The organism is Pantoea cypripedii, from assembly GCF_002095535.1.
Classification (GTDB): domain Bacteria; phylum Pseudomonadota; class Gammaproteobacteria; order Enterobacterales; family Enterobacteriaceae; genus Pantoea; species Pantoea cypripedii.
Window position 1 is genome coordinate 3,946,532 of record NZ_MLJI01000001.1, and the last position, 16,197, is coordinate 3,962,728.

Annotated in this window: 15 protein-coding genes; 5 read left to right on the plus strand and 10 right to left on the minus strand. The window is 55.0% G+C overall.

Annotation, left to right across the window (positions count from 1 at the left end):
* Positions 1-2: 2 nt before the first annotated feature.
* Together tamB and tamA are read right to left on the minus strand one after the other, a co-directional pair.
* Entirely contained in the window at positions 3-3,773 is a 3,771-nt protein-coding gene (tamB, locus tag HA50_RS18365; RefSeq protein WP_084877098.1) for an autotransporter assembly complex protein TamB, read from the minus strand.
* Positions 3,770-5,509 carry an autotransporter assembly complex protein TamA gene (gene tamA / locus HA50_RS18370; RefSeq protein WP_084877101.1) on the minus strand — a complete coding sequence of 580 codons (1,740 nt, stop codon included), beginning with the start codon at positions 5,507-5,509 and terminating at the stop codon, positions 3,770-3,772. The genes tamB and tamA overlap by 4 nt, the downstream gene beginning before the upstream one ends.
* 454 nt (positions 5,510-5,963) lie before the next feature.
* Between tamA and paeA the strand changes: the two genes are divergently transcribed.
* Positions 5,964-7,307 carry a polyamine export protein PaeA gene (gene paeA, locus HA50_RS18375; RefSeq protein WP_084877105.1) on the plus strand — a complete coding sequence of 448 codons (1,344 nt, stop codon included), beginning with the start codon at positions 5,964-5,966 and terminating at the stop codon, positions 7,305-7,307.
* Between the two features lie 77 nt (positions 7,308-7,384).
* Here paeA and HA50_RS18380 read toward each other — a convergent pair whose 3' ends face one another.
* Positions 7,385-7,591, minus strand: a complete 207-nt coding sequence (locus HA50_RS18380) for a DUF1107 domain-containing protein (protein WP_084877108.1) — start codon at positions 7,589-7,591, stop codon at positions 7,385-7,387.
* Positions 7,592-7,908: 317 nt separating this feature from the next.
* Here HA50_RS18380 and HA50_RS18385 point away from each other — a divergent pair, with 317 nt between their 5' ends.
* Complete coding sequence (locus HA50_RS18385) at positions 7,909-8,463, plus strand: YtfJ family protein (protein ID WP_084877111.1); 555 nt, start codon at positions 7,909-7,911, stop codon at positions 8,461-8,463.
* Positions 8,464-8,517: 54 nt separating this feature from the next.
* Here the strand turns inward: HA50_RS18385 and cysQ are convergent, their stop codons facing one another.
* Together cysQ and fklB are read right to left on the minus strand one after the other, a co-directional pair.
* On the minus strand, positions 8,518-9,264 hold the full coding sequence (gene cysQ / locus HA50_RS18390) for a 3'(2'),5'-bisphosphate nucleotidase CysQ (protein WP_084877115.1): 747 nt from the start codon (positions 9,262-9,264) through the stop codon (positions 8,518-8,520).
* A 422-nt stretch (positions 9,265-9,686) separates the two neighbouring features.
* Positions 9,687-10,307 (minus strand): BamJ family beta-barrel-assembly machinery protein, encoded by a 621-nt coding sequence (gene fklB / locus HA50_RS18395; protein WP_084877117.1) that lies wholly within the window; start codon positions 10,305-10,307, stop codon positions 9,687-9,689.
* A 217-nt stretch (positions 10,308-10,524) separates the two neighbouring features.
* Here fklB and HA50_RS18400 point away from each other — a divergent pair, with 217 nt between their 5' ends.
* Positions 10,525-11,178 (plus strand): OapA family protein, encoded by a 654-nt coding sequence (locus HA50_RS18400; protein ID WP_158087420.1) that lies wholly within the window; start codon positions 10,525-10,527, stop codon positions 11,176-11,178.
* Between the two features lie 46 nt (positions 11,179-11,224).
* On the opposite strand, the gene rplI is transcribed toward HA50_RS18400, so the two are convergent.
* From rplI to rpsF, 4 genes are read right to left on the minus strand one after another with little or no spacing between them, the layout of a single operon-like run.
* Positions 11,225-11,674 carry a 50S ribosomal protein L9 gene (rplI, locus tag HA50_RS18405; RefSeq protein ID WP_084877122.1) on the minus strand — a complete coding sequence of 150 codons (450 nt, stop codon included), beginning with the start codon at positions 11,672-11,674 and terminating at the stop codon, positions 11,225-11,227.
* Between the two features lie 39 nt (positions 11,675-11,713).
* Positions 11,714-11,941: a 30S ribosomal protein S18 gene (gene rpsR, locus HA50_RS18410; RefSeq protein WP_000135199.1), complete on the minus strand. Its 228-nt coding sequence runs from the start codon at positions 11,939-11,941 to the stop codon at positions 11,714-11,716.
* 4 nt (positions 11,942-11,945) lie between these two features.
* Positions 11,946-12,263 (minus strand): primosomal replication protein N, encoded by a 318-nt coding sequence (gene priB / locus HA50_RS18415; protein WP_084877125.1) that lies wholly within the window; start codon positions 12,261-12,263, stop codon positions 11,946-11,948.
* A 6-nt stretch (positions 12,264-12,269) separates the two neighbouring features.
* Positions 12,270-12,665: a 30S ribosomal protein S6 gene (rpsF, locus tag HA50_RS18420; protein WP_013510684.1), complete on the minus strand. Its 396-nt coding sequence runs from the start codon at positions 12,663-12,665 to the stop codon at positions 12,270-12,272.
* Between the two features lie 388 nt (positions 12,666-13,053).
* Between rpsF and HA50_RS18425 the strand changes: the two genes are divergently transcribed.
* Entirely contained in the window at positions 13,054-13,260 is a 207-nt protein-coding gene (locus HA50_RS18425; protein WP_084877128.1) for a hypothetical protein, read from the plus strand.
* Between the two features lie 49 nt (positions 13,261-13,309).
* Here the strand turns inward: HA50_RS18425 and yjfP are convergent, their stop codons facing one another.
* Positions 13,310-14,059 (minus strand): esterase, encoded by a 750-nt coding sequence (gene yjfP / locus HA50_RS18430; protein WP_084877131.1) that lies wholly within the window; start codon positions 14,057-14,059, stop codon positions 13,310-13,312.
* Positions 14,060-14,221: 162 nt separating this feature from the next.
* Between yjfP and HA50_RS18435 the strand changes: the two genes are divergently transcribed.
* Positions 14,222-16,153, plus strand: a complete 1,932-nt coding sequence (locus HA50_RS18435) for a methyl-accepting chemotaxis protein (RefSeq protein ID WP_084877133.1) — start codon at positions 14,222-14,224, stop codon at positions 16,151-16,153.
* The last annotated feature ends 44 nt before the right edge of the window (positions 16,154-16,197 follow it).

Here is a 16,197-nt window from a genome sequence, read left to right on the forward strand (position 1 = left end):
TGCTAAAACTCAAACTGATAGAGCAAATCGAGTGCCTGATCAACACCAGACACAGCTTCCAAATAAAGTTTGGGCATCAGGCGATAACGCAAGGTTAAGGTCGCCAGTGAATCAAATATGCCAACACCGTATTTTACTTGCAGACCCGGTAGCACATAACCGCTCACCTGCACCTGCTGGCTATCGCCAACGCCGGTGGTATCAAGCGCAAGGTTACTGACGCCGAACGTCTCGCCGATTTTACCCATAACCTGCCCACTTTGTGCAACCCCCAGACCAATTAACGCTGAAGTTAATGCGTTACTGTCGCCATTGGCATCAAGTCCCTGACCGCGCAACAGATAAGACAACGCCTCCTGCTGCGACATCGTCGGGTCGGAGAAGATTTCAACTTTCGGCTCATCAGCTAACCCGGTGACGCGGATACCTGCGGTGACGTCATCCTCGGTGGAGTCCGGGTTACGAATCGCTTCCAGATTAAGATAAGGCTGATCCGGCGGTCCGGCAAATTGCAGCTCACCTTTGCGCACAATCAGATCCTGACCATAAGCATGGAAACGACCATCCGGGATATTAATCTGGCCGTTTAAGCCGAGACCGGTTCTATCCTGCACCAGCTTCAGGTCACCGTTCAGCTTGGCTTTCAGGCCAAAGGCTGACAGGCGCACATCGTTGCCGACGTGGATAACCAGATTGCTGTTGATCGGGATCGCCGTGGTTTTCGGCTGAATCGGCTTCAGATTCTGGTCCAGCATCACCTCATCCGACGACACGCCAGTCGCGCTGGCCGGTACTTCCTGCACCGTGATGCGCGCCCACGGGATATCCACCCGACCATCAAGATTGAAGGCGGCGGGTGTCGCTTCAAACACCAGGTCTGGCGACACGTCCATGCGCACCATCGGCGGCACAGTGACACGTACCCGGCTTCCCTGCGCAGCAATGCGCGCCCGCCAGTTATTCAGCTGGCTCCAGTCGGCGTTCCCGTTGAGGTTGATGTTGCCCTGCGCGGTCTGAATCAACCCATTGAGGGTAGAACTCATACCGTTAAACACCATGTTGAGATTGGCGGCAGTGAGGGCAACCGGCATAAAGCTGGCTTCCACATTGACGCCACTCAGCCCCAGCTGGCCGAATACCTGCGGCTGTTGCAGATTACCGCCGAGACGCAGGGCGCTGTTGAGATTGCCTTTGATTTTCTCGCCCTGCATCAATGCCGGGTTGAACATCGCCAGCGAAATATTGCTGATATTCACGTTACCCGACAGCTGACGACGGTGCTGCGGATCGGCGATTTGCACGTCACCGCTCAGCTGTCCATTGTTGGCGATGTGTATCAGCCAGTCGAGCTGGGCACGGCCATTACGCAGCGCGGCATTCAGGTTGAGAGTGTCGAAGGCGATGGGCAAGGTGTTGCCCTGCACATCCTGCTCCACTTTCACGCCGTTGCCTTTCAGCGAGACGGTACCGGTCGGCAACGCGCCGTCGGCAGTCCAGTTAACCCGTGCATCACCGCTGAACACCCCTGCCAGTTTGGTTTCATCGGTCAGGAACGGTTTGAGCATCGCCAAATCAAAGCGGCTGAGCACCACATGCGCATGGCCGCTGGCTCCCGCTTCAATCGGTTCCGGCACACACAGTTGCGCGTTCGGGTTCTGCCAGCAGTGTGGCCCAATGGTGGCGGTCTGCTTGCTGTTGAGATAATCAATCGCCATGGTACGCGTCAGACGCCACTCGCCCACCGGCGTATCGAAGCGGGTATTATTCAACGTGCCCTGCCAGTGCTGGGTTTTGCGATCAAAGCTGCCGTTCAGCGCCAGCTGACCGGAGACCGGCTCGCCCTGCACCTCAAGTTTTAGCTGATGCTGCTTCTCGTTGCCGTCGGCATTGAGCGTCAGCAATTTAATTGCCAGCGCATCCTGTTTCAGCTGCTCCACCCGCAACTGCACTTTACCCGCAATCTGGTCACTGGATTTCACATCCCCCTGCAACAGCACGCGCGCAATTTGCAGTTGCTGCCAGCGCAGGCCAGTGGCGGTAAGGTCGGCCAGCAGTTGCGGAGCCTGTAGCGTCCCGCGCGCCTTGATGGTGCCTTTCGCCACCCCACCCAGCCCTGGCAACGCGTTGTCGAGATGCGGAGCATCAATGCTGGCATCCAGATTCAGCGCATCGCCCAGTTCACCTTTGACGTCTACATGGTTACGCCCCAGCACCAGGTTGATACCGGGGATTTTCCACTGATTGTAGCTATTGCCGGTCAGGGAGCCGTCAGCGCTGACCGCGTTCTGTTTGACGTTCCCTTTCAGCTGTAGCTGCGGCACGCTCAGTTGCCAGCTGCCGCCATACAGGCTGCCGCGCGTGGCGATTTTGCCATCCAGCTTCGCTGGCCAGTCCGGGTATTGTTTTGCGGTATTGATGCCGGACAACGTCAGCTCACTGCGCCAGCTAATCGCTTTGCTCCAGTCCACCAGCGCGGTCAGGTCGATATTGCCCTGCAACGCCGCCACGCGCAGTTTGTCGAGGCTGAACTGCTGTACATTCCCTTTGCCATCAAGAGAAATCGCCGCTGGCGGCACTCCTTCGCCCTTCACGGCGGTACGCAGCGACATCACATAATCGGTGGCTTTGCCCTTGAACTGATAATCCAGGTTGTCGGCCTGGTACTGCACCGGACCGGTCAGCGGCCAGCGCAATTCCGGGCTGGTAAGCCTGAGCGATAACGGCAAACCCGCCACGGCAGGCTGTGCTGCAGCATCCAGCTGCGCCTGGACCGGACCGGACAAATTGAGCGCCAGTTTCAGCTCATCACGCAGCGCACCGCTGAGATTCATTTTAATCTTCTCGCCCTTAATCGGGTCGAGATTCACCGCGCCGTTAAGGGCAAAGTTTACCGGCCAGTTATCCGCCAGAGTGGCATCGCCGCTGGCGTTAAGTTGCCCCTGAGTCGAATCCACAGCGAAGGTTTCCAGTTGCAGATGGCGATCGGCAGTCCGGGCCTTCAGCAACAGGCTGTTGATGGTGACATCGGTATCGCCGGTAATACGCAGCTGTTTGCCCGTCAGTTCCTGCACGGTGATATCCAGCGGCAGCTGGAAGTCTGGCAGTGCGGGCAGCAGCGGTTGCGCGAACATCGCCTGCAACGTCTCACCCAGCGGTTTTTCATCCGGTTTAGGCTGCTGTACTTTCGGCTGCACCACCTGTTCATCCGCCACTTTGGCCGCTTTTGGCAACGCAATCAGCAAACTTTCGATATGGGTGGGGGTCAGCGTCAGGGCGCGGTTCTGCCATTGCATACCGGTGGTGAAATCGAGCAGCGAAACCGCCGTGTCATCCACTTTGACATTGATGTTGTGCAGCCCGACTTTACTCAGCGTGATCGGATAAGGCGTGCTGAGGTTGGTGCTGCCGCTCGACTGCTCCTGCGGGGGCGTACTGGCTGGTGCCATTTGCTTGCTATCCACCACCACGCTGACATCCTGCAACGCGATATCGTTGACGCACACCGACGAGTGCAGCAGGCAGTTGAGATTGAGCGCCAGATGGAAGCGCCCGGCATCGACGCTCACCCCCGGCATACTGTACTTCACCCCGCTCAGCGTCAGATCGCGCCAGCCACCTTCAACGTTGTCGATCGACAAACCCGGCACCCAGCGATCGGCGCCCTTCAACAGCAGATGCAAACCCGGTGTGGTGCCAATCAGGAAAGCCATGCTGCCAACAATCAGCAGCAGAAAAATACCAAAACCAATCAGGACCTTTTTCCACAGCTTCATAGTTCAGGCCCCAGTCCGATATAAAATTGCAATCCGTGCTCCTCGCTATCACCAATCGGGCGGGCGATATCAAGTTTGATCGGCCCGACCGGAGAGGCCCAGCGCACGCCGAAGCCCGCACCGGTTTTGAAGTTGCTTTGTTTGATATCGTTAACCGCTTCACCGGAGTCGATGAACACCGCTCCCCACCATTTTCCGCTCACGTTGTACTGATATTCGAGCGAACCGGTCGCCAGTTTGGATGCACCGGTCAGCTTGCCATTGTCATCGCGTGGCGAGATGCCCTGATATTTGTAGCCGCGAATACTGCGGTCCCCCCCGGCGAAGAAGCGCAGGTCAGGTGGCACTTTGTCGAAGTCGTTGGTTTCGATCCAGCCAAGATTGCCGCGTATCACAAAACGGTTTTTCTCACCCAGCGTACGGATCCAGACGTTTTGCGCTTGCAGGATCAGGAAATCGACATCCGATCCCCAGGTGGTATCCGATACATCAGCGGAATAGCGCTGCGAGTCACCCCAGGTGGGCATCAAACCACCGCGCGAACGGGTGCGGCTCAGGCTGACGCCAGGATAAAGCAGCATGGTGGTGTTGGTGACGCTGCCCTGAGTAAAGTGATCGAGGCTCCAGCGCAGGTTGATCGCCCGCTGCCAGCCGCTGCTGCTATCCCAGTTACGCGATACGCCGAGCGTGCTGGTATCGGCTTTGGTGTCGTTCAGATCGGTGCGTTTCAGCCCGGCGGAGAAGGTGTAGTACTGTTCCAGCGGGCTTTTCAGCAGCGGGACTTTGTAGCTCAGATCGATCTGCTGTTCTGGCGCTGAAATATAGGCGCTGGTGGCCAGACTGTGGCCGCTATCGTTGATCCAGGGCTTTTTCCAGGTGCCTTTCAGACGCGGGCCCACATCGGTGGAATAGCCAATACCGGTTTCCAGCGTATTTTCTACTCGCGGAGACACGGCCGCGTTGAGCGGCAGTACCTTGGTCTGACGCCCTTTGGCAAAGTCCGGTGCCACCACCACCGAATTGAACCAGCCGGTGGCGGAAAGACGACGGTTCAGTTCCGCCAGATCACGCGAACTGTAAGGGTCGCCCTTTTTGAACGGCACCAGATTGCGCAGGTAAGCTTCCTGGATCTGGGAGCCCTGGAAAGTGACATCGCCAAAGCGATAGCGCGGGCCGCTGTCGTAGTCGATATCCCAGAAAGCCTCCCGGCGTTCAACGGATACACCAAGCTGGCTTTGCTTAAAGTCACCATCAAAATAACCATTACGCAGTGCCAGGCTGGAAAAACCGCTTTTAAATCTATCGTAATCACCGTGGTTAAGCTGGGTACCGACCTTCGGCGTGCCCTGTTTAACCCAGGCTTTGTAATCAGGATCGTTTCTTGCCGCACCCTCTACCACGATGGTGCTGCCGCCAATCTTTACCGGCTCTCCGGCCGTGACGCGCGCGATCAATACCGGACGTCCACCCTGTGGCGGTGCCGGACGCGATTCAAAATCAATCTGTGGTTCATAGTAACCGAGTGCGCGCAAACCTTCTTTCACCGCGACGGAAACACGGGCGCGAAAACGACCATCGTTAGAAACCTCGTCGCTACCAATGGTGGAGAGACGCGCCCTGACGTTTTTCTCTAAATCCCCGGATAAACCTTCCAGCTGCAATCGCACCTTAGCCGCCTCAAGAGCGGGTGCCACCAGCAGCAGGCTGGCTATGCAATAAATATGAAATCGTGGCACGCTTACTCCTGTTAATAATGCCTGCCCCTATTCCGCAGGGGCATGTATCTGTTTCGCGGGTAAAATCCAGCGCAGGCATACCCATCAGCATAGCCGCTCTTTTCCCCGAACAGCTGTGTAAACGCGGCAATTAAGCCAAATCGTCACTATTGTCGGCAAATGACGGGATCGATACAACAACGAAGCGGCGCTTCTGTGGTTTACCAGCACGCACTCAGACTATTCTTAAGCCGCCTGACGTCTCCGCTAGCGGCATGATAAGTGCTGCTGCTATAATCAGCGTCCTGCAGGCAACACCTGCATTCATTTCTGCCCCGACGCTTAACTGCCTTGTCGAATTGGCGCAGACATTTTTGGCACGGATAGCCCTGTTTGATTGGTGAGTACCGGACGTACGCCCATTCCCATGCTGCCCAGGCCAAAAATGACAAGTGATTAACCCAACGGATCTTTTATGCTCGATAGCTTACTTGTCATTCTTTTACTGATTGTTATCAGTGCGTTTTTCTCCCTGTCGGAGATCTCGCTGGCTGCTGCCCGCAAGATCAAGCTGAAACTGCTGGCCGACGAAGGCAATATCAACGCACAGCGTGTCCTGAAAATGCAGGAGACGCCAGGCATGTTCTTCACCGTGGTGCAGATCGGCCTGAACGCAGTGGCGATTCTCGGCGGTATCGTCGGTGACGCGGCGTTTTCACCGGCTTTCCGTTCTCTGTTCATTCGTTTTGTGTCACCGGAGCTGGCCGATCAGCTGAGCTTCATCTGCTCCTTCACCATCGTCACCAGCATGTTCATCCTGTTTGCCGATTTAACCCCGAAACGGGTGGGGATGATCGCGCCGGAAACCATTGCGCTACGCATTATCAATCCGATGCGCTTCTGCCTGTTGGTATTCCGTCCGCTGGTGTGGCTGTTTAACGGCCTGGCTAACGTCTTCTTCCGCATTTTTAAACTGCCAATGGTGCGTAAAGATGACATCACCTCCGATGATATCTACGCGGTGGTGGAAGCGGGTGCGCTTGCCGGGGTGCTGCGTAAACAGGAACATGAGCTGATTGAGAACGTGTTTGAGCTGGAATCGCGCACCGTGCCGTCTTCAATGACATCGCGCGAAAATATCATCTGGTTTGATTTGCATGAAGATGAAGGCAGCCTCAAAACAAAAATCGCCGAACATCCCCACTCCAAATTCCTCGTCTGCGATGGCGATATCGACCATATCGTCGGCTACGTCGATTCTAAAGAGCTGCTGCTGCGCGTGCTGGGCAATCAGAGCATGGCGTTGAATAGCGGCGTGCAGATCCGTTCCGCGCTGATTGTGCCGGATACGCTGACGTTGTCAGAAGCGCTGGAAAGTTTCAAAACCGCGGGTGAAGACTTCGCGGTGATCATGAACGAATATGCGCTGGTGGTGGGCATTATTACCCTGAATGATGTGATGACCACGCTGATGGGTGACCTGGTAGGCCAGGGGCTGGAAGAACAGATTGTGGCGCGTGATGAGAATTCATGGCTGGTGGAGGGCGGCACCCCTATCGATGACGTGATGCGCGTGCTGCATATCGACGAGTTTCCGCAGTCGGGTAATTATGAAACCATCGGCGGCTTTATGATGTATATGCTGCGTAAGATCCCGAAACGTACCGATTTCGTGAAGTTTGCCGGTTATAAGTTTGAAGTGGTGGATATCGATAGCTATCGCATCGACCAGTTGCTGGTCACGCGTATCGATGAGCGCCCGCCAGTGCTGAATGTGGCTAAAAACGCGGCGGCTGATGCAGAAACCCCCTCATCGTAGCGGGTTCGGGTAACAGAAAAAACAAAGGCGCGATAAATCGCGCCACTTCAGGGCGCCCTCGGCGCCCTTTCTTCTGCTTAGTTGTACTCGGCTTTTAACCGTATCACCTGGCGATTGATTTCAGACATCACGCTCAAATGTTGTACGTCTTTGACGCGCGGGATAAGCACCTTCCCTTTATCGAATTCGAATGCGCCAACGTCCTTGATATACAACCTTCCTTTAAATAGCGTTTTTACGTATTTCGCAATTTGCAGCGGATTATAACGCTGGAAGATCTTCATGTTGTTCTAACTCCTGTACAGAAAGAATACGCTTCTTCGTTGCCAACATCGGTACGAGCCCATGAAGCGCAAATGAGGCCTAAACTATAGAACATCCTGCGCTGCGGATGTTCCGAAAAAATGAATTTTTTACTGAATTGACACATCATTACAGAACACTCTGTTACCGAGGTCACAGAATCCAGTATAAACCTTCAGTGATTAAGGAATTGTGGCATCGGTTGCAAAGCTGTTAACTCGTCGCGACAGGGCGCATCATCCACGCTTAATATTGCAGGAACATGACCAACTGGTCGGATCACCAAGGAGCCACTTTTATGCGATTGCCACACATGGTGTTAGCACTGGCACTACTTCTGCCCAATCTCGCTGCGGCACATCTGTTCAAGCAAGGCGAACGCGTTCCTGCGGTCGGCGTCAATGACAAAGGGGAACTGATCTATCTTCAGGACAAGTTTAGCTATCGCCCGTGGAATAGCGCGCAGCTGGTGGGAAAAGTGCGGGTTATCATGCATATCGCCGGGCGTTCGTCAGCAAAAGAAAAGAATGCGGCATTGATTGAGGCCATTAAAGCCGCCAAATTTCCCCACGACCGCTACCAGACCACCACAGTGGTCAATACTGACGATGCCACCCCTGGTACCGGCATGTTTGTACGCAGCAGCATCGAAAGCAATAAGCAACAGTATCCGTGGTCGCAATTTATCGTCGATAGCAACGGCAACGTCAGCAAAGCCTGGCAACTGGAGGAGGGAAGCTCAGCCATCGTGGTACTGGATAAGAACGGGCGGGTGCAATACGCCAAAGATGGCGCACTGACACAGCAGGAAGTGCAGCAGGTCATCACCTTACTGCATAAGTTGCTGTCGTAGCGGCGTGGATTTAAGGGCCAGGGCGCGCGATAAATCACGCCGCTACCAATATGCCTAGAACAGGGAGACGCGGAAGCCTGGATTGAGGAAGGATTCCCGCGGTGCATAGTCGAGGGTTTTACCTTGCCAGTCATGCACATGAGCGCCTGCGGCAATCGCCACTGCGTGTCCGGCTCCGGTATCCCAGATGTTGGTCGGTCCAAAGCGTGGATAGAGCTGGGCTTTGCCTTCGGCAACCAGGCAGAATTTCAAAGAGGAGCCGATGGCCGTGGTCTGATGCTCGCCCAGTTGTTGCAGATACTCTTGCAGTTCTTCATCTTTGTCGAAATGCGAACGGCTCACCACCACCAGCGGCGGACGCGCATCACGCACATGAATCTGGGTTTTGTGTCCGCCCTCTTCTTTCCAGGCTTTGCCTTCCGCAGCAGAATAAAGCACGCCAATGGCTGGTGCATAAACCACACCCAGTACCGGTTTTCCTTTTTCGATCAGCGCGATATTCACCGTGAATTCACCGTTGCGCTTGATAAACTCTTTGGTGCCATCCAGCGGATCCACCAGCCAGTAGCGCTGCCACTGCTGACGGACTTCCCAGGCCGGGGGATCTTCTTCTGACAATACCGGCACTTCCGGCGTCAGGGCCTGTAGCCCATGAAGAATCACCTGATGCGCGGCAAGGTCGGCAGCCGTGACCGGCGAATCATCCGCCTTACGTTCGATATCCATCGGCTGCGCGCCATCATACACCTGCATAATCGCATCACCTGCGGCACGGGCCAGCTGGCAAATTTGCTCTAACATTCTTCACCTCTTTTCTGCTGATTCTGCTTGCTCGCTGCTAACAGCAAACCTGTAACTATTTTAGCAGGCGACCTGTTTCATCTGACATTTAAACCCGTCGCGAGAGCAATCTATTTTAATATCAATATCATAGTTCATCGCCTGGCGTCACGTATGAGATGTGGTTATATCTGCTGCGTTTCTCCACAAATTATGCGCAGGGATCGCAACAATCTTCAGAGAAAGAGCTATGTTGATGACATCAGGGAAACAGTGAAGTGTCAGATGACGAAAAAGAATACAAAAAGTGCTGAAATTATCACCACCCTGCATTTTGGTTTAAGCAGTCACACGATGACCGGGAACCCTGGGGTTCTATCTGGCAAGTAAATTTACAGCAGAAATAGGAAATGAAGGGCGGCAACCGCCGCCCTGACTGCGGCTTACAGAATTTCCAGCAGCTCGACTTCGAAGATCAGCGTGCTGAACGGCGGGATGGATGCGCCAGCACCACGCTCACCGTAGGCGATGTTGTGTGGGATCACCAGTTCCCATTTGGAGCCAACCGGCATCAGGGTCAGAGCTTCAATCCAGCCTGCGATAACGCCGCTAACCGGGAATTCTGCTGGTTCGCCACGCGCCACTGAGCTATCAAACACGGTGCCATCGATCAGTTTACCGGTGTAGTGTACACGTACACGGTCCTGACGAGACGGGATAGCCCCATCACCCTGTTTGATGACGCTGAATTGCAGACCTGATTCGGTGCTGCTCACGCCTTCACGCTGGGCGTTCTGATCCAGGAATTTCTGGCCTTCTGCCGCCATCGCCTGGACGCGCTCACGACGCACGCCTTCCGCACGCTCGTGTACTTCGCGCAGCGCACGATGTACCACATCAACCGGAACTGCCGGTGAATTCCCTTCCAGCGCGTCGCGCAGGCCCGCGAGCAGCGCTTCCGGCTGCAAACCCTGCAGTCCGGACTCCAGCAGCTGCTGGCCTACCTGTAAACCAATACCGTAACTTGCTTGTGCTTCGACGCTGTCAAATGAAGGGGTCGTCATCTTGATTCCTTAATCCCGGAGAAAAAATTGAAACGGCAGCATAACAGCGCAGGCCGCTGGCGTAAAATCTCACGCATCGCAGATGACATTTCTCAGGGAAAGAGAAACAATATACAGATCAGAATTTTCAATGCTGGCAGGCACTTCGCGCCGGTATTGCCCATACTACATTTAAGGAAAGGATAAACCTTTCCACCGTCGAGATAAGAGAGAATACATGGGCCAGATCGCCCCACGACGTCGCAGGACGCGCACCCCGCGTACTTTACCCTGGTTGCGGAACTTGCTGCCGCAAGGCAAACGCCCGGTTACCAGTGAGGAGGAACCACGAATGGCTTCTGCTACCCCTTCCCGACTTCCCGGCAGTCTGGGCCGTATCTGGCATCTGCTGGATAACGTACGCTGGATGGATCCGCTACCCGCCCTGCATCGTCGCGGTATCGTGATTGCACTGGTGATTATCCTGCTGGCATTCCTGTGGCCGTCCAGCACCCCTCAGTATCCGGTGGAGCGTCCGGTCAGCGATAACGCGGCCAAAGAGGTGCCAATGCAGGCAGATATTTATGACAACAACAACGCGCAAAACAACACGCCAAAACCCGATTCTCAGGGTGAATGGCGCAGTTATACCGTGGCTTCAGGCCAGACGCTGGCGCAGCTGTTCCGTGATAACAATTTACCGGTGAGTGATGTGTTTGCCATGGCGCGGGTGGAAGGTAATGATCAGCCGCTGAGCGCCCTGCAGACGGGTCAGCAGGTGAAAATTCGCCAGAATGCGCAGGGTGTGGTGACGGGATTAACCGTGGATAGCGGCAACGGCCCGGTGCTGTTTACCCGTCAGCCTGACGGCAGCTTTATCCGCGCGCAATAACAAAAAAGCCGGCACAAGGCCGGCTTTTTCGCATTACCGAGTAAAATTACTCAGCAACTACATTCACAACCAGTTTCGCGAATACTTCGCTGTGAACCTGGAAGTCAACTTCGTGCTCACCGATAGTGCGCAGAACGCCGTTCGGCAGACGAACTTCGCTCTTAGCCACTTCAACGCCAGCTGCAGTTACAGCGTCAGCGATGTCGCGAGTACCGATGGAACCGAACAGTTTACCTTCGTCGCCTGATTTAGACGCGATGGTGACGCTGCCCAGACCGTTGATTTTCTCAGCACGTGCGTTAGCAGCTGCCAGAACGTCAGCCAGTTTGGCTTCCAGTTCAGCGCGGCGCGCTTCGAAAAATTCAACGTTTTTCTTGGTAGCAGGAACAGCTTTACCCTGCGGAACCAGGAAGTTACGAGCGTAACCCGCTTTAACGTTAACCTGATCACCCAGGCTGCCCAGGTTTGCTACTTTATCAAGCAGAATAACTTGCATTACCTTATCCTCTTAAAGTCGTTATTAGACAGCAACCGATTACTGATGACGATCAGTGTACGGCAGCAGAGACAGGTAACGCGCGCGCTTGATAGCACGAGCCAGCTGACGCTGGTATTTTGCGCGAGTACCGGTGATACGGCTCGGTACGATCTTACCGCTTTCAGTGATGTAGTTTTTCAGCGTAGCGATATCTTTGTAGTCGATCTCTTGAACGCCTTCCGCGGTGAAACGGCAGAACTTGCGACGACGGAAATAACGTGCCATTTGGCTAGTCTCCAGAATCTATCAATTCAATCTGCTCGGCATGTAACACAATTCTACTCTGGCCATTGCGTGCCTGATGGCAGCTAATAAAACCTTCGAGAGTGAGTTGCGTGCCGACCGTTATATGTTGAGTAATCACCTGATGGGTGCTGCCGCTGATAATCACCGGCATCTGACACCAGGCTTGCCGGTGAAACCCGGCTTCCTCCTGCATGGAACGGTGCTCAAGCACGAACTGGCAGTGAGGAATTCCTGACGGACTGATTTTTCGAACTGGCGTCTTACACACAGTGCCAGACAGGCGCAGTCGATTGGCCGTCATAATGGATTACTCTTCAGAATCCCCAGCATCTGAGTCATCTGCCGCTTCGTTAGCGAAATCTTCACGGCGTTCACGACGCTCGTCTTTCGCTTTAACCATCGGAGATGCTTCAGTTACCGCGTGCTTAACGCGCATAACCATGCTGCGGATAACGGCGTCGTTGAAGCGGAAGTTAGTTTCCAGCTCGTCAATCACTTCCTGCGGCGCTTCTACGTTCAGCAGAACATAGTGTGCTTTGTGCAGTTTGTTGATCGGGTAAGCCAGCTGACGGCGGCCCCAGTCTTCCAGACGGTGGATCGTGCCCTGTGCACCAGTGATAGCACCAGTGTAACGCTCGATCATGCCCGGAACCTGTTCGCTCTGGTCAGGATGGACCATAAATACGATTTCGTAATGACGCATCGAAATTGCTCCTTACGGATTATTCAGCCTCCTGTCAGGGTCAGCTGCGGCCCACGGAAGCAAGGAACGTTATAGGTTGTGAATCATCCGATAAATGAAACACACCTCTGAATGCAGCTGAAAAATTGACGCGTAATCATACTGACGTTGCCCGCTAAACTCAAGCGCACAATTCATCAAATGGCGTGCAGCGTGCCAGATGATGGCACTTTTTGTGCTAAGGGTGAAAATTCAGGAGGTTAAGCGGCATTTCATCAAAATGGCTGAACAAGGTGTTCAACCAGACCGGCTGGCAGCAATGTGGCAAAGAACTAAACTATTTATGGACGCAACGGTTTGGCTTGTCGTCGGCGTCTGAGAGTGAATTCCCTGTAGTGAGGAGTCGATTATGAGAAGTATCGTCATCGCCACTTTACTGGGTCTCTTCCTGTCTACACCCGCTTTTGCCAGCTCAACTGACTATGCGCAACAGATGAGAAGTAACAGCAGCAAAGCGGCATCAGGCTATGTCTACGTCAACCGACTGGGCGCCCCCAGTGATAACCACACCGGGGCCAACAGTAGCGCGGCTGAACGGTTGTCGTCACAGCTGTAGTCCGGTATGTCGTAACGGGCTGGCAGTATCTTGCCAGCCCGAATTATTTTCACAGGTGATGTTTGAAAAAACTCACCAGCGCACCCAGCGCTGAGGGCGTGATTTTGTGGCCGATCTGCTTTTCCGACAGGTAAGTGACGCGCCCATCCAGCTGCGCTTCACGCAGCGCTTTCTCCAGCCGCACCGTTTCCGCGAACGGCACCACCTCATCGGCTTCCCCGTGCCACAACAGCAGCGGACGGTTCGCCAGTTTTTCCAGTTGCTGGCTGGGATCGTAACTGGCTAACGGTGCCAGCCGGGCGGCAAAAGCTTCTTTCTGCTGCGGCGTGCGTGCCACCAGCGGCGGGAACAGCGTGTGGCTCAGTTGCATAAAATAGCCCGATCCCATCATGCAGGCGACGCTGTGAATCTGCGGATAACGCGCCATCGCCCCGAGTGCCGTCATCCCGCCCATTGAAGCTCCCGCCACGGCAAAGCGATCATCGGCAATCCAGTCATTGGCGCGCAGCTCGGCTTCCAGTAGCGGCACCTCGTCGATATTTTTTCTGAGAATCTCCCAGAAATGCGTCATACGGGTTTCCGTATCACCGTTATAGCGGGTGCCATGCATATCCGCATCCGGCATCACCACGCGAAAACCCGCCTGAGCGAGCGCAACCGCAAAGTAGCTGTACACCTCTTTTGACGAGGTGAAGCCATGATAAAACAGCACGGTCGGTAAACGCGCCTGGCGCTGTCCGGACGGTGCCGCGTGGATACACTGAATCCCTGCCAGTGTTTCCGTTGCCAGTTCAATCATGTCGCCTCCGTTGAGAATGATTATCACCTGCTCACAGTGTAAACCCTGAGACCTGAAACGCGAGTCGCTTCACATTTTCGCGTGAATAATTTCCACCCTAAACCTTTTCCCCAATTTGCCGTTGATCTTGTATCCCCTCATCCATATCAACATAGGTACTTTATGAAGCGTCTCTCTCTCAGCGCCATGGGTCTCGGAATTAAGCTGTCTGTACTGACGTCTTTAAGCGTAGCCGTGGTGCTGCTGACCCTCACCCTTACCCTGAGCCACAACGCCTCCCGTCAGCTGGAAAATCTGGCGACGGACGATATGCAAAATCAGGTGCAGGGCATCAGTGAGATGGCCAGCATGTTTAATACCACCTTGTCTGCCGAAGTGGCGAACTACACCCGGCTGTTTCAGAGTTTTCTCCCCAAACGCTTCAGTCGTGATGAAAGCACCCGCATTCAGGTGGGGGATATCAGCACCCCCACTCTGCGTGCCGGGCTGAAAACCCTCAACCTTGACCAGATTGCGGTGGATGATTTTCTCGATCGTACCGGCGCAGTCTCCACCATTTTTGTGCGTGACGGCGACGATTATGTGCGCATCGCCACCTCGCTGAAGAAAGAAAATGGCCAACGTGCGATCGGCACCAAACTGGACCGCAGCAGCACCGCATGGCGCAGCGTGAATCAGGGCGAAGCTTACCGTGGCCTGGCAACCCTGTTTGGTCATCGTTATATCACGCAATATCAGCCGGTCATGGATGAGAGCGGCGCAGTCATCGGCATTCTGTTTGTCGGGGTACAAATCGATCAGCAATACGCGCTGATGCGCGACAAAGTGCTGGCACGCCATCTCGGCGACAGCGGGCATTTCTTTGTGCTGAACGGTGCGCCTGGCACCACCCAGGGACAATTTCTGTTTGCCAGCCAGCGTGAAGGTAAGCTGCCGCTGTGGGATGCCGCGACACAGCAACAGTTACTGAGCCAGCCGAAAGGTTTGCTCACCATGCAGCTGGATGGCGAAACCAAACTGCTGGCCTGGCAACAGTTGCCGGGCTGGAACTGGATTATCGCCGGGGAAGTCAGCCGCGCCAGCCTGCTGGCCCCGATTACCCACAGCCGTGACCTGTTTATCGCCATCGGTCTGGCGCTGGTCATCCTGTTTGCTTGTGGATTCATGTGGTACAGCCGTCGTGCGATTACCCGTCCGTTGCATCAGGTGATCCATCTGGCCGAAGAGTATGCGGCGGGTAATTTACAGGCGCACCTCGACTCCACACGTCATGATGAAATCGGCCAACTGGTGGGGGCGATCAACGGTATTGGCGATGGTCTGGAGCAGATCGTCGGCCAGGTACGCCAGACGGCACAGCAAATCAGCCAGGGCACTGACAGCATCGCCGCCAGCAGCCAGAACATCAGCGCGCAGATTGGTCGTCAGGCCAGCAGCGTGGAACAAACCTCGGCCAGTATGGAGCAGTTTGGTGCCACCGTGGCGCAAACTGCCGCTAACGTACGCCAGGCACTGGTGCGGGTGAGTGAAGCTGATCAAACCGTTGCCCGGGGTGGCGAGACCGTATCGCGTTCGGTCAGCACCATGGCGGAAATTCGCGTCGCTTCGCAGAGCATTGCCGACATCACCCATGTGATTGAATCCATTGCTTTCCAGACTAACATCCTGGCGTTGAATGCCGCGGTCGAAGCGGCACGCGCAGGCGAGCACGGCAAAGGTTTCGCGGTGGTGGCAGCGGAAGTTCGCGCACTGGCGCAGCGCAGTGCCCAGGCGGCAAAAGAGATCGACGGGCTGATCGCCAGCTCCATCAGCAAGGTCGCAGAGGGGCATAGCCTGTCTGAGCAGACACGCGATGCCATGAACCACATTGTTGAACATATCGCACAGGTGAAAACCCTGATGGGGGAAATCAATATCGCCGCGCAGGAGCAGGCATCGGGCATTGGTCAGGTGAACCTGGCGATGAACCACATCAGCCAGGCCACCCATCAGAGCAGTGATTTGGTCACCGAATCTGAGGCTTCAGCCCAGAGTCTGAGTCAGCAGGGACATCATCTGACTGAGCTGGTGAGTATTTTTCATCTGAAGTCCTGATACCGCCGGGGAAGATGGCATACACTTGAGCCATCTTCCCTGAA